This is a genomic window from Rhizobium sp. 01L419, from assembly GCF_056400025.1.
On record NZ_JBFTSM010000015.1, the window covers coordinates 90341 to 109035 of the forward strand.

General features: G+C 59.6%; 21 protein-coding genes and 1 pseudogene. 15 read left to right on the plus strand and 7 right to left on the minus strand.

Annotated features, from left to right (window positions below; all coding sequences use genetic code 11):
* Position 1 precedes the first annotated feature (1 nt).
* Both AC1DUP_RS26175 and AC1DUP_RS26180 read left to right on the plus strand, forming a co-directional pair.
* A complete protein-coding gene (locus AC1DUP_RS26175) occupies positions 2 to 1411 on the plus strand; it encodes an FAD-binding oxidoreductase (RefSeq protein WP_477835503.1) in 1410 nt (469 codons plus the stop codon).
* Positions 1408 to 1989, plus strand: coding sequence for an NAD(P)H-dependent oxidoreductase (locus AC1DUP_RS26180; RefSeq protein WP_113297823.1), 582 nt, complete (start codon positions 1408 to 1410; stop codon positions 1987 to 1989). Before AC1DUP_RS26175 ends, AC1DUP_RS26180 begins: the two co-directional genes overlap by 4 nt.
* Positions 1990 to 2068: 79 nt before the next feature.
* On the opposite strand, the gene AC1DUP_RS26185 is transcribed toward AC1DUP_RS26180, so the two are convergent.
* The 4 genes from AC1DUP_RS26185 to AC1DUP_RS26200 form a co-directional block, all read right to left on the minus strand.
* Entirely contained in the window at positions 2069 to 2458 is a 390-nt protein-coding gene (locus tag AC1DUP_RS26185; RefSeq protein WP_477835505.1) for a RidA family protein, read from the minus strand.
* Between the two features lie 75 nt (positions 2459 to 2533).
* Complete coding sequence (locus AC1DUP_RS26190) at positions 2534 to 3097, minus strand: methylated-DNA--[protein]-cysteine S-methyltransferase (RefSeq protein WP_113297894.1); 564 nt, start codon at positions 3095 to 3097, stop codon at positions 2534 to 2536.
* Positions 3098 to 3184: 87 nt separating this feature from the next.
* Positions 3185 to 3772 (minus strand): RBBP9/YdeN family alpha/beta hydrolase, encoded by a 588-nt coding sequence (locus AC1DUP_RS26195; RefSeq protein WP_113297895.1) that lies wholly within the window; start codon positions 3770 to 3772, stop codon positions 3185 to 3187.
* 127 nt (positions 3773 to 3899) lie between these two features.
* On the minus strand, positions 3900 to 4205 hold the full coding sequence (locus AC1DUP_RS26200; protein ID WP_113507899.1) for a hypothetical protein: 306 nt from the start codon (positions 4203 to 4205) through the stop codon (positions 3900 to 3902).
* A gap of 202 nt (positions 4206 to 4407) precedes the next feature.
* Between AC1DUP_RS26200 and AC1DUP_RS26205 the strand changes: the two genes are divergently transcribed.
* The 5 genes from AC1DUP_RS26205 to AC1DUP_RS26225 all read left to right on the plus strand — a co-directional run bounded on the left by AC1DUP_RS26205 (position 4408) and on the right by AC1DUP_RS26225 (position 9840).
* Entirely contained in the window at positions 4408 to 4731 is a 324-nt protein-coding gene (locus AC1DUP_RS26205; RefSeq protein ID WP_477835508.1) for a hypothetical protein, read from the plus strand.
* A 127-nt stretch (positions 4732 to 4858) separates the two neighbouring features.
* Complete coding sequence (locus AC1DUP_RS26210) at positions 4859 to 6310, plus strand: cryptochrome/photolyase family protein (RefSeq protein WP_477835510.1); 1452 nt, start codon at positions 4859 to 4861, stop codon at positions 6308 to 6310.
* Positions 6307 to 7644 carry an NAD(P)/FAD-dependent oxidoreductase gene (locus tag AC1DUP_RS26215; protein ID WP_477835512.1) on the plus strand — a complete coding sequence of 446 codons (1338 nt, stop codon included), beginning with the start codon at positions 6307 to 6309 and terminating at the stop codon, positions 7642 to 7644. The genes AC1DUP_RS26210 and AC1DUP_RS26215 overlap by 4 nt, the downstream gene beginning before the upstream one ends.
* Complete coding sequence (locus AC1DUP_RS26220) at positions 7641 to 8501, plus strand: DUF1365 domain-containing protein (RefSeq protein ID WP_477835514.1); 861 nt, start codon at positions 7641 to 7643, stop codon at positions 8499 to 8501. Before AC1DUP_RS26215 ends, AC1DUP_RS26220 begins: the two co-directional genes overlap by 4 nt.
* 79 nt (positions 8502 to 8580) lie before the next feature.
* A complete protein-coding gene (locus AC1DUP_RS26225; protein ID WP_113309155.1) occupies positions 8581 to 9840 on the plus strand; it encodes an SAM-dependent methyltransferase in 1260 nt (419 codons plus the stop codon).
* Here AC1DUP_RS26225 and AC1DUP_RS26230 read toward each other — a convergent pair whose 3' ends face one another.
* Both AC1DUP_RS26230 and AC1DUP_RS26235 read right to left on the minus strand, forming a co-directional pair.
* A complete protein-coding gene (locus AC1DUP_RS26230; protein ID WP_477835517.1) occupies positions 9841 to 10674 on the minus strand; it encodes an SDR family NAD(P)-dependent oxidoreductase in 834 nt (277 codons plus the stop codon).
* Positions 10675 to 10773: 99 nt separating this feature from the next.
* The gene (locus AC1DUP_RS26235) at positions 10774 to 11433 is read right to left on the minus strand and encodes a ChrR family anti-sigma-E factor (RefSeq protein ID WP_477835519.1); all 660 of its coding nucleotides are present in this window, start codon (positions 11431 to 11433) and stop codon (positions 10774 to 10776) included.
* A 211-nt stretch (positions 11434 to 11644) separates the two neighbouring features.
* Between AC1DUP_RS26235 and AC1DUP_RS26240 the strand changes: the two genes are divergently transcribed.
* The 5 genes from AC1DUP_RS26240 to AC1DUP_RS26260 all read left to right on the plus strand — a co-directional run bounded on the left by AC1DUP_RS26240 (position 11645) and on the right by AC1DUP_RS26260 (position 15526).
* On the plus strand, positions 11645 to 12685 hold the full coding sequence (locus tag AC1DUP_RS26240; RefSeq protein WP_477835521.1) for a cysteine synthase A: 1041 nt from the start codon (positions 11645 to 11647) through the stop codon (positions 12683 to 12685).
* A gap of 6 nt (positions 12686 to 12691) precedes the next feature.
* The gene (locus AC1DUP_RS26245) at positions 12692 to 13429 is read left to right on the plus strand and encodes an alanyl-tRNA editing protein (protein ID WP_477835523.1); all 738 of its coding nucleotides are present in this window, start codon (positions 12692 to 12694) and stop codon (positions 13427 to 13429) included.
* A 44-nt stretch (positions 13430 to 13473) separates the two neighbouring features.
* Positions 13474 to 14343: a 3-mercaptopyruvate sulfurtransferase gene (gene sseA, locus AC1DUP_RS26250; RefSeq protein WP_477835525.1), complete on the plus strand. Its 870-nt coding sequence runs from the start codon at positions 13474 to 13476 to the stop codon at positions 14341 to 14343.
* 5 nt (positions 14344 to 14348) lie between these two features.
* A complete protein-coding gene (locus AC1DUP_RS26255; RefSeq protein ID WP_477835527.1) occupies positions 14349 to 14909 on the plus strand; it encodes a GNAT family N-acetyltransferase in 561 nt (186 codons plus the stop codon).
* 107 nt (positions 14910 to 15016) lie between these two features.
* Positions 15017 to 15526, plus strand: a complete 510-nt coding sequence (locus tag AC1DUP_RS26260; protein WP_477835529.1) for a DUF1203 domain-containing protein — start codon at positions 15017 to 15019, stop codon at positions 15524 to 15526.
* Between the two features lie 16 nt (positions 15527 to 15542).
* On the opposite strand, the gene ald is transcribed toward AC1DUP_RS26260, so the two are convergent.
* Positions 15543 to 16661 (minus strand): alanine dehydrogenase, encoded by a 1119-nt coding sequence (ald, locus tag AC1DUP_RS26265; RefSeq protein WP_477835531.1) that lies wholly within the window; start codon positions 16659 to 16661, stop codon positions 15543 to 15545.
* 158 nt (positions 16662 to 16819) lie between these two features.
* On the opposite strand from ald, the gene AC1DUP_RS26270 reads away from it, so the two are divergent.
* The 3 genes and pseudogenes from AC1DUP_RS26270 to AC1DUP_RS26280 form a co-directional block, all read left to right on the plus strand.
* Complete coding sequence (locus tag AC1DUP_RS26270) at positions 16820 to 17281, plus strand: Lrp/AsnC family transcriptional regulator (RefSeq protein WP_113297897.1); 462 nt, start codon at positions 16820 to 16822, stop codon at positions 17279 to 17281.
* Positions 17282 to 17350: 69 nt separating this feature from the next.
* Positions 17351 to 18232, plus strand: coding sequence for a DMT family transporter (locus tag AC1DUP_RS26275; protein ID WP_477835543.1), 882 nt, complete (start codon positions 17351 to 17353; stop codon positions 18230 to 18232).
* 87 nt (positions 18233 to 18319) lie between these two features.
* Positions 18320 to 18634 (plus strand): annotated as a pseudogene (locus AC1DUP_RS26280) (PilZ domain-containing protein); the annotation flags it as partial.
* Between the last annotated feature and the right edge of the window lie 61 nt (positions 18635 to 18695).

Consider the following 18695-nt stretch of genomic DNA (forward strand, 5'->3'; position numbering starts at 1 on the left):
CATGGCCGATTATCAGAAGATCAGACAAGAACTCGAAGGTATTGCGATCGAGGACAATCCGGCGCTCGTTCGCCAGAAGAGCCGCGATTTCTACTGGTATTCGCCGATCCTGAAGGCGCAGCTCGACAATGTGACGGCAGATATCGTTGTTACGCCGAAAAACGAGGCCGAAGTCATCCAGACACTGAAGGTCGCCTATGGGCATGGGGTTCCGGTGACCCCGCGCGGGGCCGGCACCGGCAATTACGGCCAGGCTATGCCGCTTTCCGGCGGCATCATCCTCAACCTTGCCGCCATGGACAAGATCAAGGAAATCCATCCCGGCCGCGTCATCTGCGAGCCGGGCATCGTGATCGCCCAACTCGACAAGCAGACCAAGGCGCATTCCGGACAGGAACTGCGCTTCCACCCCTCGACCGCCCAAACGGCAACGGTCGGCGGCTTCATTGCCGGCGGTTCGGGTGGCGTCGGCTCGATCACCTGGGGCGGGTTGCGCGACCTCGGCAATATTCTGCGTCTGCGCGTCGTCACCATGGAGGCGGAGCCGCGGGTGCTCGACCTCACTGGCTGGGATCTGCAGAAGGTCAGCCATGCCTATGGCACCAACGGCATCATCACGGAAATCGAGATGCCGCTTGCGCCTGCCTATGACTGGGTGGATGTTCTCGTCGGTTATGACGACTTCATGGACGCGGTGCGCTTCTCAGACGCGCTGGCGAAGTGCAACGGCATTCTCGTCAAGGAAATAGCGCCGATCGCCGCCCCCATCCCGCACGACTATTTCACCCGGCACAAGCCCTATATCCGTCAGGGCCAGTCGATCGTCGTGCTGATGATCGCGCCGCATTCCATGGATGCCTTCCTGGCCTTCACGGCAGCGCAGAAGGGCGAGATCATGTTCCGCTCGGACAAGGTCGAGAGCATGCGCGGCATTCCGCATGCCTATGAACTGGCCTGGAACCATACGACGCTGCGCGCGCTCAAGGTCGACCCGACGTTCACCTATCTGCAGGTGCAGTATCCGGGGCCGGATCATGTCGCCAAGGTGCGGAAGATGGTAGAGATCTTCGGCGATGAAGTACCGGGCCACCTCGAATTCATCAGGTTTGACGGGCAGATCCAGTGCTCGGGCCTGCCGCTGGTACGCTACACGACAGAGGAACGGCTGGAAGAGATCATCAAGATCCACCAGGACCACGGCTGCCCGATCTTCAATCCGCACCGCTACACGCTGGAAGAGGGCGGCATGAAGCGGACCGACAAGGTGCAGCTCGCCTTCAAGCACGAGACCGATCCGAAGGGGCTGCTGAACCCCGGCAAGATGATTGCCTGGGAAAATCCCAATTTCGACTTCAACGCCGGCAAGAACTATCTCTTCCCTGGTCTTGCGGCTGTCATGGAGGACTCATGAGGGTTCTCGTCCTCCACTCGCACCCGGTCGAGGAAAGCTACGGCAAGGCGCTCTACAGGCAGACCCTGGAAAGCCTTGCCGAAGCCGGGCACGAGGTGGATGCCTGCGATCTCTACGCGGAAAAATTCGACCCCGTTCTCTCCCAGCACGACCGGCTGATCTATCACGACTATCCGGAGAATACGTCTCTCGTAAAACCCTATGTCGACAGACTGAAGCAGGCCGAGGCTTTGGTCATCTGCACGCCGGTGTGGAATTTCGGTTTCCCGGCCATCCTGAAGGGCTATTTCGATCGGGTCTGGCTTCCCGGCGTCTCCTTCGAACTCGTGGACGGCAAAGTCGAATCCCGTCTGCGCCATATCAAAAAGCTTGGCGCTGTACTTACCTACGGCGCAACACCTTTCCGTGCCTTTGTCGCCGGCAATCCACCAAAGAAGATCGTCAAGCGGGTTTTGCGGGCGCAGATCAACCCGATCAATCCGGTCACCTTCCTCGCTCATTATGACATGAACAATTGCACGCCGGAGACCCGGTCAGCATTTCTCGCCAAGGTGAAGAGCGCGATGGAACGTTTCTAGAGAATTTCCGTTTTCTTCGAATCCCGAAAACGCTCTATCCATTTGTTTTCACGCAGAGCTTGCGATCAGACCATAGGGATCAGACGACCCTTGCGGCCGTCACTTCCACTTCGACCAGAAATTCGGGCCGGGTGAAGCCGCTGACGATGATGAGTGTCGAAACCGGTTTCGGCTCAAGCGTGAAGCGGTCGCGCACCGCCATGTAGGCCGGGAAGTCGTCGCGCTTCGTCACGAAGCCGGATATGCGGATGACATCAGCAAAGCTCATCTCGGCCTTGACAAGGATCGCCTTGATCGCTTCGAAGCAGAGTTCGGCCTGGGCGGTCACATCCTCAGGGATCGTATCATCGAGAGCGATGCCGAGCTGACCGGATGTGACGAGAAGGGACGCGCCTGGCGGCACGAGGAGGCCGTGATTGTAGTTTCCGAAGGGGCGGCGAATAGACGCCGGATTGAAAATCTTCTTCATGAAAAACCTCGCTAAAGACAGAGTTTTATAGCGAAGAATTTCACCGCATTCCAAGCACTTGCTTGCCGTGCACCCTCAAAAATCCAGAGATTGCTGGGCCGGTGCGGGCGGACCGACGTGCACGCCTTCAAGCTCCAGCATGCGAAGCTTGGAAGACGAGCCGCCGGGTGCGGAAAAGCCGCCGACCTTGCCGCCCGCGGCAAGCACGCGATGGCAGGGAATGATGAGTGCCACAGGGTTCTTCGCCATCGCCTGTCCCACATCCCGCGCAGCCTCCGGCCCCGCTCCGAGCTCTTTGGCGAGCGTGCCGTAGGTTGTCGTATGGCCCCAGCCGATGCGGCGCGCAGCGGCATAGATATCGCGGAAAAATGCGTCCTGACCGTCGAGGTCAATAGGCACATTGGAGAAGTCGATTTCCTCGCCTTCGAAATAACGCTTCACCGCGGCAACGGCCTCCTGAATCAGTGGCGTCGGCGTGCCCGGTTCTGCAGCCGTCAGGCGGCGCAACAGCAACCGTTCGGTCGATTCGGCGCTTTTTGTCGGCAGCTGGAATCGCGTCACGCCGGCATCGCTCCAGGCGATGCCGCAAAAGCCGCCGGCGGTTTCGAAGATCAGATACTGATGCACTTTCTGAGCCATGGTGAAGCCCTCACATTCCATCTGATATCAGAATCGTACCGTGGAAGCTCAAGTTCAACCCGTTTCTTGCTCTGCCCCGATAAAACTTCACGCCGATGCGCCGGTCGCGGCAAGCGGGGATACCTGCGGTCTCTTTGCCTTCGCCTTGCCTTTCACCGCATCAAACAATGCATAACTACCGGTCCAGCGGCCGAAACCGCTGGCAATATTGATATGGCCTGCGAGACCGATATTGCGAACCTCGGTTTTCCAAAGGCGGGTGTAGAAGCTCAAACGGTCGAGCGACATGTATTTGTCGTCGAGGCTGCCGACGGTAAGGCTCGGAAAGGGAAGCGGGTTTGTCGGCATGGGACCGAAGGCGAGCGAACCGGGATGCAGCCTTTCAGTCGCAGGCAAATCGCACGGGGCGACCATAAGCGCTCCCTTTACCCGGCGAGCGAGTGGCCGGTCGGCGAGCCTGGCTGTGAGGATGCAGCCGAGGCTATGGGCAACGACATACGCTTCCCCTGCCTCCAGCAGCGCCTGTTCCAGCCGCTCCATCCAATGATCGAGACGGGCGTGCTTCCAGTCGTCCTGTTCGATAAGCCGGCTCTGCGGAATATCGCTCTGCCAATAACGTTGCCAATGCCCCTCGTCGGAACCGAACAGACCCGGCACGATCAGGATTTTTGTCATTGCCATCTCCTGGCGGTCCGCAGCAAAGTGCTGCGACGCATCTGCGCCAGAATTATCCATAAATTTTATGGACTAAAGAAATGAAGCTCCAAAACCCGGGAGAAAGCTGGAAAATCCATCGCTGGGATCAGAAGTTGCCGCCCAGCGAAAAGGTCAGCAGATCGCAGGATATCTTGAGGCCAATGGTGTCGTAGCAGGGCATTTCCTCGCCTCCGGCCACCTCCCGCCCGTCGGAAACCTCAATGCGCTCAGCGCCGTCGACGCGGACCGGGCCGGCGGACCAAAGCGTAGGTCGGTTGACGTCGATGACAGAAACCCGCCGCTCTGTTCCCTTCACGAAGGTGGACGCCGCAGCCATGCCGCTCGCCGTCAATGTGAGCGCAAGCGCGACCTGAAGGCAAAGATCTCCTGCCTCACGCAGTGAAAAGAACATGGCGGCCTCATGCCGTAAACAGGTGGTTTCGCTGCTCAGGTAAGGCAAGGAAGAGCAGACGCAAAGCGGCTTTCGCGGTTAAGGTTTATGCGTAACCATGCGCCGGTTTTCTCAACTACTCCGCTTTAATTTCGGAACAAGGAGTTTTGTCACGGGTTGGGGAAATGTCACCAAAGATGAAAATCGAAGGAGGATATCTCCCATGCGCAAATCCCTTATCGCCGCATCGCTGCTTGCCATCGGCATGGCGTCGTCGGCATTCGCCCAGTCCAATCCTGACGCCATCGGCCCGACCAATGGTGGTTCCACGGATCCGGGCTCGGGCAATTACTCGTCCGACTATATGAGTGACAGCAACGGTATTCATCCAATTCCCGCAGGCCCGGTAGATCCGACCACGACACAGAGTATCGGCGGGCAGGCAATCGAATGCCCGGGAATGCCGCAGCAGAACACGGGCGTTGATACGCGCGGCGGCGAAAGTGGTGCTTCGATCAGCGAAGCGTGCCGCGAATACGACAACTGATCGGGCAAAGCCCCGTTCATTGAGAGAGGCCGGCGCGACCGGCCTTTTTCATGCGCGCCCGATGAAACTGCTGATCCGATTGCCTCGTATTTCCGTAACATACCCAGAGGCAAACAGGGAGCAGCCAGTGGCACGAGAGACTGTTGCAAGACCGGTGATCGTGTGGTTTCGCAAAGATCTGCGCGTTGACGATAACAGGGCTCTGCATGCGGCATGCGCATCGGGGCGGCCGGTCATTCCCCTTTATATCCGTGAACCCCGCGAAGACGGCATCGGGCCGCTCGGCGCAGCCCAGGCCTGGTGGCTGCATCATTCGCTTCACGCACTTGGCGCAGCCCTCAAAAAACATGACGGCAAGCTCGTACTTGTCAGCGGTGATGCCCGAAATGTGCTGGCCGACATCATCAAGCAAAGCAGTGCGGAAGCGGTGTTCTGGAACCGCCGTTTCGATCCGCCGGGCACCGCGATCGACATGCGCCTCAAACATGAACTGGAAAAGCAGGCCATCGAGGTGCGCAGCTTCGGCGGCCAGTTGCTGCATGAGCCGACGAAACTCAAGACATCGGCCGGCGCGTCCTATCGCGTCTATACACCGTTCTGGCGGGCACTCGAAGGTGGAGAACCCGAGGCGCCTGTCGATGCCCCAGAGCGTTACCGCTTCCCCAAGCAGTTTCCAGCTTCCGAAACGCTCGCCTCCTGGCAGCTCCTGCCGCAGAGGCCGAACTGGGCGAAATTCTTCCCCGACATGTGGACGCCGGGTGAAGAGGCTGCCCACGAAAAGCTACAGGATTTCGTCGAAAACGGGCTTCACGGCTACTCGGCGGATCGGGATTTTCCTGGAAAGACGGCAACCTCCCTGCTCTCTCCGCATCTGGCGCTCGGTGAGATTTCGCCGGCTCGCATCTGGGAAGCGACAAAAGGCCTTTCCCGGCGCATCCCCTCAGACGACATCGTACGCTTCCGCAAGGAGCTGGCATGGCGGGAATTCTCCTATCATCTGCTATTCCATTTTCCGCAACTTGCCGAGGCCAACTGGAACGGCAATTTCGACGGCTTCGGCTGGCGGGAGGATGAAGACGGATTTCATGCCTGGTGTAACGGCCAGACGGGCTATCCGATCGTCGACGCCGGCATGCGCCAGCTCTGGCGCCATGGCTGGATGCATAACCGCGTACGGATGATAACAGCTTCGTTTCTCATCAAGGACCTCCTGGTCGACTGGCGCCGCGGCGAAGCCTGGTTCCGCGATACGCTTGTCGATGCGGACCCGGCAAATAATGCGGCCAGCTGGCAATGGGTCGCGGGCTCGGGTGCCGATGCCTCCCCCTTCTTCCGCATCTTCAACCCGGTGCTGCAGGGCGAGAAATTCGACGCAGATGGCAGCTATATCAGGCAGTTCGTGCCGGAGCTCGGAAAGCTCGAGGACAAATATATCCACCGGCCGTTCGAAGCACCAGCGAGCGTGCTCGAAGACGCCGGCGTGACGCTTGGTGAAACCTATCCCAGACCCATCGTCGATCACGCCACGGCGCGCCGGCGGGCGCTGAAGGTCTATAATGCCATAAAGGACGCAGCATGAACGCGCATGTTCCCTCGCTGCCACGCCGCCTCAAGGTGGCCATCATAGGGTCGGGCATATCGGGTGCCTCAGCGGCCTGGGCGCTCAACACCGTCCATGACGTGACACTTTACGAGAAAGATGCCCGGCCGGGCGGCCATACGGCAACGGTCGATGTCGATTATGACGGACTGAACATTCCGGTCGATACCGGCTTCATCGTCTACAACGAGTGCAATTATCCCAATCTGACCGCGCTCTTTGCAGAGCTCGGCGTCGCCACGCATGCCAGCGACATGAGCTTTTCACTGTCGCTGGATCAGGGCAGGCTGGAATGGAGCGGCGGCGGGCTGTCGTCTATATTCGCGCAGAAGCGCAATCTGCTAAACCCCTCCTTCCTCTGGATGATCCGCGAGATCCTGCGTTTCAACCGCACCTGCCTGGAAGACCGGGCGGCCGGACACCTGGTCTCGCGCTCAATCGGCGATTATCTCGACTGGCGCGGCTTCTCGCCTGGTTTCACCAACAATTATCTGGTGCCGATGGCCGCTGCCATCTGGTCGACGCCATCGGTGCGCATGCTGCAATTTCCCGCCGAGCATTTCGTCAATTTCTTCGACAATCACCGGCTTATCTATCGCCGTCAGCATCAGTGGCGCACCGTCACCGGCGGAAGCCGCAACTATCTGAAAAGGCTTCTGTCACCGCTCGGCGACAGAGTGAAGCTCGGCTGCGGTGTGCGTGGCGTGATCCGCAGCGACAGGGGCGTCACCCTGATCGACGAGATCGGCGGCGAGGCCTTCTTCGACAAGGTGATCTTCGCCTGCCATAGCGATCAGGCCGCGCGTCTGCTGATCGATGCGACGGATCAGGAAAAGCGACTGCTCGCTGCCGTTCCCTACGAGCCCAATCGCGTGGTGTTGCACCGTGACGCCAGTCTGATGCCGACGCGGCGCAAGGTCTGGGCCTCCTGGAACTATCTGCGTTCAAGCCATGCCGACGGCGAGGCCGGTGTGGCGGTAACCTACTGGATGAACAGGTTACAGGGCATAGACCCGGATTTTCCCCTCTTCGTCACGCTCAATCCGCACCGCGAACCGGAAAGCCGCAAGGTCTTTGCCGAATTCGCCTATGAGCATCCGCAGTTTTCCGCCGAAGCGATGGCAGCGCAGCGGGCGATCGCTACCATTCAGGGAAGAAACGATTGCTATTTCGCGGGCGCCTGGACCGGATACGGATTCCACGAGGATGGACTCGTTTCCGGCCTTGCGGCGGCGGAGGCGCTGGGCGGGATCACACCTTGGCGGACCGCCCGGCCCTCCTCCCGTGGAACCACACTGGAAGCGATGGCATGACGGCGTCCCGCACAAGGCCCCACGCAACGAGGTATGGCGTCAGCGTGACGCGAAACGGCCCTCCACCGGAGGCGCCGGCCGTCCTTTATGCGGGCGATGTCATGCATCAGCGCATGAAGCCGTTCGGCCATCGCTTCCGGTACCGAGTCTTTTCATTGTCTATCGATCTCGACCGGGTCGAGGAAGCCGGGAGACTGTCGGCGCTGTTTTCGGTCAACAGAGGCAACCTCGTCTCCTTCCATGAAAAGGATCATGCGGAAGGCGGAAGCCTGCGCTCCTATGTTGAAGGACTCCTTGCGGACGCCTGCGTCGAGCGACCGGCCCGGATCCTGCTTGTCTGTTATCCGCGGATCTTCGGTTACGTCTTCAATCCGCTTTCGGTCTATTATGCCTATGACAGCGGGAATGCGCTGATCGCTCTGATCTACGAGGTGCGCAACACCTTCGGCGAGCGGCATAGTTATGTCTGCCCTGTCGAAGATGATGAAATCTCCGAAGGTGGTCTTCGCCAGACCTGCGAGAAGCTCTTTTACGTTTCTCCCTTCATCGGCACGGGCATGCGCTATCATTTCCGCATGCTGCCGCCGGGCCGCGAAATCCGCTGGCGCATCCTGGAAACCGATGCTGAAGGTCCGCTTCTTGCGGCAACGTTCTCCGGTCGACAAAAGCCGCTGACTGGCCGAGCGTTGGGTTATCTTCTCGCGGCCATTCCCTTCCTGACCGTCAAGATCATGGCCGGCATACATTGGGAGGCTCTGAAACTCTGGGTGAAGGGCGCCATCTATATTCATCGGCCACCGCCTCCGGCCCCTGTGAGCGTAAAGCCGGCAAGCCGGCTTGCAGAAGCTGCGGAATGAATCTAGCGTTCGCCTCAATCGCCGGAGGAGAGGCGCAGGCGTCGTCCCCAACCGGCCAGAAAATGCGGGAGGACGGACGATGAGCAAAGCGCAAGACTGGAACCAAACTGCCCGGGATGCCGTGACACTGACGGCAGAAAACATCTCGCGCATCGTCAAGGGCTTGCCCTTCAAGGCCAAGCTTGCGCTGCGAGGTCTGCTGCGCATGCAGCACGGTTCGCTTGCCGTCACACTGCCAGACGGGCGCAGGGTGCTGATCGAAGGCAGGAGCGCCGGGCCGAATGCCGCGCTGACACTGCGCAACTGGAACCTTGCCGGACGGGCACTGACAAGCGGCACGATCGGGCTTGCCGAAAGCTACATGGACGGCGACTGGGACAGCCCCGATATCACCGCTTTTCTCGAGCTTTTTCTCGTCAATGGCGATGCCGCGCATGGCTATTCCAATGGCAAACGTGGTGTTGGTCGTTTCGTGGAGCGCCTCCGGCACTGGATGAATGCCAATACGAAGACCGGCTCCAAACGCAATATTTCGGCCCACTACGACCTCGGCAACGACTTCTACAAGCAATGGCTCGATCCGAGCATGACCTATTCCTCGGCGCTCTATTCGACCGGCGCCAATGACCTGCAATCGGCGCAGAACGCGAAATACCGCTCTCTGGCGGAGGCGACCGGCATCCGCCCTGGTGATCATGTGCTTGAAATCGGCTGCGGCTGGGGCGGTTTTGCCGAGTTCGCGGCGAGCGAATTGAATTGCCGGGTGACGGGGCTGACCATCAGTCGCGAGCAGCTTGCCTTTGCGCAGGCGCGCATCAGCAAGGCAGGGCTCAGCGACAAGGTCGATTTCCGCTTCCAGGACTATCGCGACGAGACCGGGATCTATGACCGCATCGTCTCGATCGAGATGTTCGAGGCCGTCGGCGAGAAATATTGGCCGGCCTATTTCTCCAAGCTGAAACAGTGCCTGAAGCCAGGCGGAAAGGCGGGGCTGCAGATCATTACGATCCGTCCCGAAGCCTTCGAGCAATATCGCAGCAATCCGGACTTCATCCAGAAATACGTTTTCCCCGGCGGCATGCTGCCGACGCGTCATCATCTTGCCGAACTCGGCAGGAAGATGGACCTGTCACTGGTCAGGGACTTCGGCTTCGGCCTCGATTACGCCCGTACGCTGGCGGAATGGCGCGAGCGGTTCTGGTCCGTATGGCACAAGCTCCGACCGATGGGTTTCGACGACCGGTTCAAGCGCCTCTGGGAATTCTATCTGTTCTATTGCGAGGCCGGCTTCCGCGCCCGCAATATCGATGTGCGGCAGGTGGTCTTTTCGCGCAGCTGATCACTCGGCCGGATGCGGCGTCGCCGGACGGTGACTGGCGTTGGCAGGTCGCTCGCCCCAGCCGGTGAAGCGGTTCACCAGTGCGAAATAGAGACCATAGGGCAATATCCGCAGGAACTTCAGCACATAGGTGAAGCGCCTCGGGAAAGTGATCTCGAAGGCCTGCGATTTGAGGCCCGTCGCAATCCGCTCGGCTGCCGTCTCAGGCGAAACGAGTGCTGGCATGGGAAAGCCATTCTTGCGCGTTGCCGGCGTATCGACGAAGCCCGGATTGATGAGTTGGATGCGGATGCCGATCTTGTCGAGATCGAATTTCAGGCTTTCGGCCATATTGATCAGCGCAGCTTTGGTCGCGCCGTACGCGGCGCTGGTCGGCAAGCCTGAGTAACCCGTCACCGAGGACACGATGGCGATCTGGCCCTGCCCTTTCGCCTTCATATGGCTGATCGCCGGCAGCAGGCAATTGACGACGCCTGACAGATTGACGGCAAAAGTCTTCTCAAAATCGGCCCGGTTCAGATCCTCGCCGTGAACGGGCTGATAGACACCTGCACACAGGATCGCCATGGCGAGCGCACCGTGCTCATATTCGATCGAGGCCATGACATGGTCCATGTCCTCGGCATCGGTCACATCGCCATCGAGCACGATGATGCTGCCGGGCAGTCCGGCTGCCTCGACCTGCAATTCCACCAGCTTTTCGTGATTGCGTGCCGTGGCTGCGACCTGGTATCCCTCGCCTGCAAGCTTCAGCGCCAGCGCCCGCCCTATCCCAGAGCTGGCACCGGAAATCCAGACGATACCATGTTCCGGGCGGGCAATGAAATTACGCATGACACTTCCTCCAGTCTGCCGATATGAACTCGAAAACAGGCCCGGAAGTTCCTCATCCTCTCCCGGGACAATGGCTCTATCACAGCATTGTGGCTGCTTTCAGCCGATGAGGTCGCCGAGGATCTGCCGGAAGGAGCCGGTGAGCTTGATCGGCCCATCAGAAACGGCAAAGGCGATGCAGGGCCGATCTTTTTCGGCGACTGGGCGATGGTCGACGGTCGCGTCAGCAACCGAGATATCTCCCGGCCCAAAACGGCCGCGCTCGTCGCGGAAAGCGCCATCGAGGATAAGGATCAGTTCCATGCCCGCATGCGTGTGGGCAGGCAGCGCGCGACCCGGCCGTATCCACATCAGGCTGACCTCGCAGCCGTCTATATCGGTCGCATATTCCTTAAAGCCTGGAAGACGCTTGCGCCACGGCACGTCATCGACTTCGAAACCGACGAGATTGCGCAAGGCCCGCGGGAAAAGGGCTCCCTGCGGACGCGACGGCAGCTTCGGAAGGGAAGCAGGAGCCTTCGAGCCGAAGATTGCCGCGAGCTTCGCGTCGCGTTCGCTGATCGGGCTTGCCGGGGCACTTTCCAGAGCCTCTCCTGCCAGTCGTTCGAGGTCGGCCACCAGACTTCGATTGTCCGGTTTCATTTCCAGATGGGATTCCACGAGTGCGCGGGCCGGCTCCGGAAGGGAACCAGCAACAAAATGCGCCATCAATGCATCGATCGTGTCGATATGCTCGTGAACCATGTCGGATTCGGTCACGCCTTGTTCCTGCGCCCGTGCTTGCTTTGTCGTCATCCATACGCCGAAAGTCAATCTTCGGATCACTAACGGCCGGACGCACGGCGAAGGGCTGGAATTGGAAGACTAATTTTATCGCGGGCTCCAAAGGCATGGAATAGGATTTCTTGCCAATGCCGCCTTGTGAAGGGAAAAGACCGTTCCTAAACTATGCGTAAACGAGGCAGATTCCATGACCTTCCACCCCTCCGTAATCGAGGCTATCGGCAACACGCCCCTCATCAAGCTCAAGGGTGTTTCCGAGGCGACCGGCTGCACCATTCTCGGCAAGGCCGAATTTCTCAATCCCGGCCAATCGGTAAAGGACCGAGCGGCGCTCTATATCATTCGTGACGCTGAGAAAAAGGGCCTGCTCAAGCCCGGCGGCGTCATCGTCGAAGGCACGGCTGGCAATACCGGGATCGGCCTGACACTCGTTGCCAAGGCGCTCGGCTATCGTACCGTCATCGTCATTCCGGAAACGCAAAGCCAGGAAAAGAAGGATGCGCTGCGGCTGCTCGGCGCCGAGCTCGTGGAAGTTCCAGCCGTTCCCTACAAGAACCCGAACAATTACGTGAAGGTTTCGGGCCGCCTTGCTGAGCAACTTGCCAAGAGCGAGCCGAACGGTGCGATCTGGGCCAACCAGTTCGACAACGTGGCCAACCGGCAGGCACATATCGAAACGACGGCACCCGAGATCTGGAACGATACCGATGGCAAGGTCGACGGCTTCATCTGCTCGGTCGGCTCGGGCGGTACGCTTGCCGGCGTGGCGGCAGGTCTCAAGGCCTTCAACAAGGACATCAAGATCGGCATTGCCGATCCCGAGGGTGCCGCGCTCTACGAATTCTACGCGAACGGCACGTTGAAGTCCGAGGGCTCGTCGATCACGGAAGGCATCGGCCAGGGGCGCATCACCGCCAACCTCGAAGGTTTCACGCCCGATTTCTCCTATCACGTCACCGATGCCGAGTCGCTGCCCTACCTCTTCGATCTCGTCCAGAATGAGGGGCTTTGCCTTGGCGGCTCGACGGCGATCAACATTGCCGGCGCGGTGCGTCTTGCGCAGGATCTCGGCCCCGGCCACACGGTCGTGACAATCCTCTGCGACTATGGCAATCGCTATCAGTCCAAGCTCTTCAATCCGGATTTCCTTTCATCCAAGAGCCTTCCCATTCCCGGATGGATGGTCGGCTCGACGGATATCAAGATACCCTACGAACCCGCAGCGTGAGCCTCCATGCCAGTCAATGCCCTCTACCGTGACGACTTCTATCTCTCCACATGCGAAGCGGTCGTCACGGCCGTTCACGAGGACGGGGGCATTGAACTGGACCAGACCTGCTTTTACGCCACATCGGGAGGGCAGCCGGGTGATACCGGTTTCTTCGAACGGGCTGACGGTTCCAAGATAGAGCTTGGTCAGGCAAAGCACGGCGCGACCAAGGACATCATTATCCATGTACCGCTGGAAGGTCAGCCGCGCCCTGATAACGGCGAGAAGCTGGTGCTGCACATCGACTGGCCGCGCCGCTACAAGCTGATGCGCATGCATACAGCCTGCCATCTTCTGTCCGTCGTCTGTTCCTATCCGATCACGGGGGCTGCCGTCGGCGAGGACGAAAGCCGTGTCGACTTCGACATGACCGATACGATCGACAAGGACGACGTGACGGCCAAGCTCATGGATCTCGTCAACCAGAATCATCCGGTCTATCTTCAGTGGATTACAGATGAGGAGCTTGCGGCCAATCCCGGCATCGTCAAATCGAAGAACGTGCGCCCCCCTGTTGGCCTCGGCCGCGTCAGCCTCGTCAGCATCGGCGAGAATTCGGCTGTTGACAGTCAGCCCTGCGGCGGCACGCATGTTTCGGAAACACAGGAAGTCGGCCAGATTCATATTGCCAAGATCGAGAAGAAGGGCAAAGAGAACCGGCGCTTCCGCATTCGCTTCGGCACGCCCGGCGACGAAGGCTGATAGACGATGCCTGCCATTTGGGCCTGATATTTGGGGAGATCATCATGAGTGACACCAAGAGCCGTTTTGTTGTTTCGGCCGACTGGCTGCAGGCTGAACTCGGTAAGTCCGACCTGCGTGTTCTCGACGCATCCTTCTATCTTCCGGCGCAGAAACGCGACGCCGATGCAGAATATGCCGCCGGCCATATTCCCGGCGCGATCCGTTTCGATCAGGACAAGATCGCTGACCATTCGACCAACCTGCCCCACACGATCCCCGCGCCCGATTATTTCTCCGCTCAGGTCGGTAAGCTCGGCATCAGCGAGAACGACCGGATCGTCGTCTATGACGGCATCGGCATGTTCGCCTCGCCGCGCGTCTGGTGGCTGTTCCGGGTGATGGGCGCAAAGAACGTCTTCGTGCTCGATGGCGGATTGGACGGCTGGAAAGCCGAAGGCGGGCCACTCGAAACCGAGGTGCCGCACCATGCCCCCGCGACATTCAAGACAAATTACGATGCCAGCCGCGTCGTTCATCTCGAGCAGATGCGCGATATCGTAGCCAGCAGCGCCCTACAGATTGCCGATGCCCGCAGCGCCGGGCGTTTCGCCGCCGCAGAGCCCGAACCCCGCGCTGGCATGCGCTCCGGCCATATGCCCGGCGCGCGCAGCCTGCCTTCAGGCGTCTTCGCCAACCAGGGCCGCTTCAAATCGCTGCCGGAATTGAAGCAGACGATCGAGGATGCCGGCATCGACCTTACCAAGCCGGTCGTCACTTCCTGCGGTTCGGGCATTACGGCCGCGATCATCACACTGGCGCTGGAATCGCTCGGCCATACCGACAACAAGCTCTATGACGGCTCCTGGAGCGAATGGGGTAGCCGTGAGGACACGCCCGTCGTCACCGGCCCGCCTGAACCGGTCAAAGCCTGACCGCCATGGGAAAGACGCCCGCCTCGCTCAAGGCCCATATTACGCGGCTTGAAATGGTCGCTCCGCCGAAGGCAAGCCTGCCTGTGCCCGTCAACATCCAGACGGCAATCATGCGCGCGCCAGAAATTCCACTGGCCTTCTATCGCTATCTTTACCGGCAGGTCGGCGCGCGCTGGCAGTGGGTCGAACGTCTCAGGATGAGCGACGAGGAACTGACCGCGGTGCTGCATGACAAGCGCAACAATATCAGCGTGCTGTACGTCAACGGTGCGCCGGCCGGCTTCTTCGAGTATCTCTGCGAGGACGAGGATACGATCGAGCTCTGCCATTTCGGGCTCTTCGAACATGCGTTCGGCCTCGGTATCGGCAAATGGTTCCTGCTCCAGGCGCTCTACGCCATCTGGACGCTGAACCCGAAGAAGGTCACCACGACCACTAACAATCTCGACCATCCGCGCGCATTGCAGCTCTACCAGATGTTCGGTTTCTCTCCGGTCTCTACCGGCACCGGGATCGTCAGACCGTTGAGCGACAAGGAATTGCTGGAAATAGCCAGAAAAAGCTGACTGCGTTTGCAGGCGCAAACTACCCTTTGCCGGTCCGAAGCAAGAATCGGGTGGCTTGGGCAACCGTCAGCGCAGACACTATGGCAAAGCTCACAAGGAGATTTGCCATGACCAGCATTCAGTTTTCCGCCATGCCGACAGCAGATGCCGAAGCGCTCTGGAGCGGCAGCCATGACGCCTATGACCGTTCACCGGAAATGCTGGTTTCCGACGGCGATGGTTATCCCTGCCGGCACTGCCTGAAAAATATCGGTGCCGGCGAGGAACTCTTCGTCTTCGCCTATCGGCCCTTTCCGGAACTGCAGCCCTATGCCGAGACCGGACCGATCTTCCTCCACAAGCAGCCCTGCAAGCGCTATTCCGCTGACGAGGTTCTGCCTCCGGTGCTGACCACGAGCCCGGATTTCATTGTCCGCGGCTATGGCGAGAACGACAGGATTGTTTATGGCACCGGCGCGGTCACGGCGATCGAGAAAATTCCCGGCTATGCGGCCGAACTGCTCGCGCGGCCCGGCATCGCCTATGTGCATGTACGCTCGGCCCGCAACAATTGCTATCAGTGCCGGATCGACAAAGTAAAAGCGCCGGCCCTTGCGGAGTCCGGCGCCCTCGATTGACCTAAAGTCAGTTAGTTTACGCTACGTTCAGCGCGCTTTCAGGGGCAACGGCTTCGTAGCCCAGGGCCTCGGCAACCGGCTTGTTGGTGATACGACCCCTATGAACGTTCAACCCGTTGCGCAGATGCTTGTCCTCGGCAATAGCGCGCAGGCCACGATCGGCAAGCGCCAGGCCGTGGACGAGCGTCGCGTTGTTCAGCGCATGGGCTGACGTGACGGGAACGGCGCCCGGCATGTTGGCGACGCAATAATGCACGACGTCGTCGACGACATAGGTCGGGTCGGAATGCGTCGTGGCGTGCGAAGTTTCAAAGCAGCCACCCTGGTCGATAGCGACGTCGACGATGACGGAACCCTTCTTCATTCCCGAGAGCATTTCACGGGTGACGAGCTTCGGCGCGGCTGCACCGGGAATCAGCACGGCGCCGATGACGAGATCGGCGGAGAAGACTTCTTCTTCCAGCGCCTGGATGCTGGAATAGCGCGTATGGATACGGCCGTTGAAAATGTCGTCGAGCTGGCGCAGGCGCGGCAGTGACTTGTCGAGAATGCTGACATCGGCGCCGAGACCGGCAGCCATCTTGGCCGCATGCAGGCCGACGACGCCGCCGCCGATGATGGCGACCTTGGCCGGCAGAACACCGGGCACGCCGCCGAGCAGGATGCCGAGGCCGCCATTGGCCTTCTGCAGCGCCGTGGCGCCTGCCTGGATCGACAGACGGCCGGCAACTTCGGACATTGGCGCCAGCAAAGGCAGGCCGCCACGCTCGTCTGTCACCGTCTCATAGGCAATGGCGGTAACGCCAGATGCCAACAGACCCTTGGTCTGTTCCGGATCGGGCGCGAGATGCAGGTAGGTGTAAAGAAGCTGACCGTCGCGGAGCTGCGCCCATTCCGGGGGCTGGGGCTCCTTGACCTTGACGACCATGTCGCACTTTTCGAAGATATCCTTGGCAGAGGCGGCGATCTTCGCGCCAGCGGCCGCATAGGCAGCATCGTCGGCACCGATGCCGGCACCTGCCTTGGTTTCGACCCAGACCTCGTGGCCGTGGGCGACATATTCTCTCACTGAAGCCGGCGTCAGACCGACGCGATATTCATGGTTCTTGATTTCCTTCGGGCAGCCGACACGCATTCGCGTTCCTCTCATTTTATGTCCGCGTTGCGCGGAACGTTTTCTCGCTCCTGAATCCAAGCACCACGGCCACGAAATGTCCTTGCAAAGAGGATTTGCGCGAAAGCAAAGTTTCGAAGATTATTGCGTCATCCATTCATTTTTCGAAGGTTCTTCGAATGTCTGACCTCGATAATATCGATCTTGCGATTTTGAGGGCGTTGCAGATCAATGCCCGCATCACCAATGCCGAGCTTGCAGACAAGGTGGGACTGTCGCCTTCGGCCTGTTCGCGGCGGCTCGACATTCTTGAAAAGAGCGGTGTCATCGGCGGCTACCACGCCCGACTTTCGCATAAAGCGCTCGACTACAAGATGATCGCCATTGTCCATATCTCGCTATCCGGCCAGTTCGCCAAGACGCTGTCGGAATTCGAGGCGGCGGTGAAGCGCTGTCCGAACGTGCTCGTCTGCTATCTGATGTCCGGTGAATACGACTATATCCTGCGGGTAGCTGCCCGCGATCTGGAAGACTACGAGCGCATCCATCGCGACTGGCTTTCGGCGCTGCCGCATGTGGTGAAGATCAATTCGAGCTTTGCGCTGCGCGAAATCATCGACAGGCCGAATGTCGGTCTCTGAGCCCTTGCAAAGCAACTGAAATCCTGCCCTAGCTAGCGCTGCGGGCATCTCCCGTTTCAACGGCAAGACATGAAATCCAAGACGCACGGCTATATCTTCCTGCTTCTCGCGCTCACGATCTTCTCAGCGCAGGACGCAATCTCGAAGCATCTTGGTTCCATCTATTCGCCCATCTTCGTGACAATGGTCCGCTATTGGGCTTTCGGCCTGTTCACGGTGGTTCTGGCGGCAAGGATGCGTGGCGGTATCGGCGCCACCGCCCGGACGAAACATCCCTTTCTTCAGTTCTCGCGCGGTGTTCTGCTTGCCACGCAGGTGGTGCTGGCAATCACCTGCTTTGCGCTGATCGGCCTTGCGCATTCGCAGGCGATCTTTGCCGCCACTCCCATCATTGTCGCACTGCTTGCCATTCCACTCCTTGGCGAGCGGGTCGGCTGGCGCCGCTGGACTGCGATCGGTGTCGGGCTTGCCGGCGTGCTGTTGATCCTCAAGCCGGAAGGCGGATTCTTCGACGTGAATCTGCTTGTTGCGGTCATTTCCTGCTTCAACTTCGCGCTCTACGTGATCGCCACGCGTTACGTGAGCCGGCAGGATTCGGCGATGACGAGCTTTTTCTATACGGGTGTCGTCGGAGCCGCCGTCATGACGCTTGCCGGGCCCTTCTATTGGACGCCGGTATACGGATGGGATTGGATATGGATGCTCGCCGTCTGCCTGACCGGCACGTCGAGCCATTACTTCCTGATCCGCGCCTATGACGCTCTCGATGCGGCAGCAGTTCAGCCGCTCACCTATATCCAACTCGTCTATGCCTCCATCCTCGGAGTGCTCATCTATGGGGAAACACTGACGCTGAACATGATCGTCGGTTCGCTCATCGTGGTCGCAGCGGGTATCTTCACCGTCTGGCGCGAACATGTGGTGGCGCGGCGGGCGGCCGTGCCGAATTGAGACTTTCGCAACAATTTTAGATAAGCCCCTAAAGGCATTTCAATCTTCGAAGCCTATGTTTTGCCCGAATTCTTCACGGGAACAAGCATGACACGCAATCTCAAGATCTCGGCCCGCAAGACCGACCGCAAGAACTGCCGCGTCTTCGGCAAGATCCGTTATCTGAACAGCCAGGTGGATGCCCGCATCCTCGATCTTTCCACCACGGGTGCAGCACTCGAGGTCAAGGCGCCGCTTTATGCAGCCTCGGGCAGCAAGGTGCGCATCGAAGCTGACGATCTCGGCATGCTGGAAGGCGTCGTGCGCTGGAAACACAATGGCCGCGTCGGCATCCAGTTCGACGTGAATTCCAATGCCCGCGCGCTCGTTGCCTCCTATTTCCGCTTCTTCCACCGCGAAGTGCCACGCGTTCGGTAACGCTTTCCGAGACGATGCCGCTTCCTTGGCATCGTCTTTGCCGTTC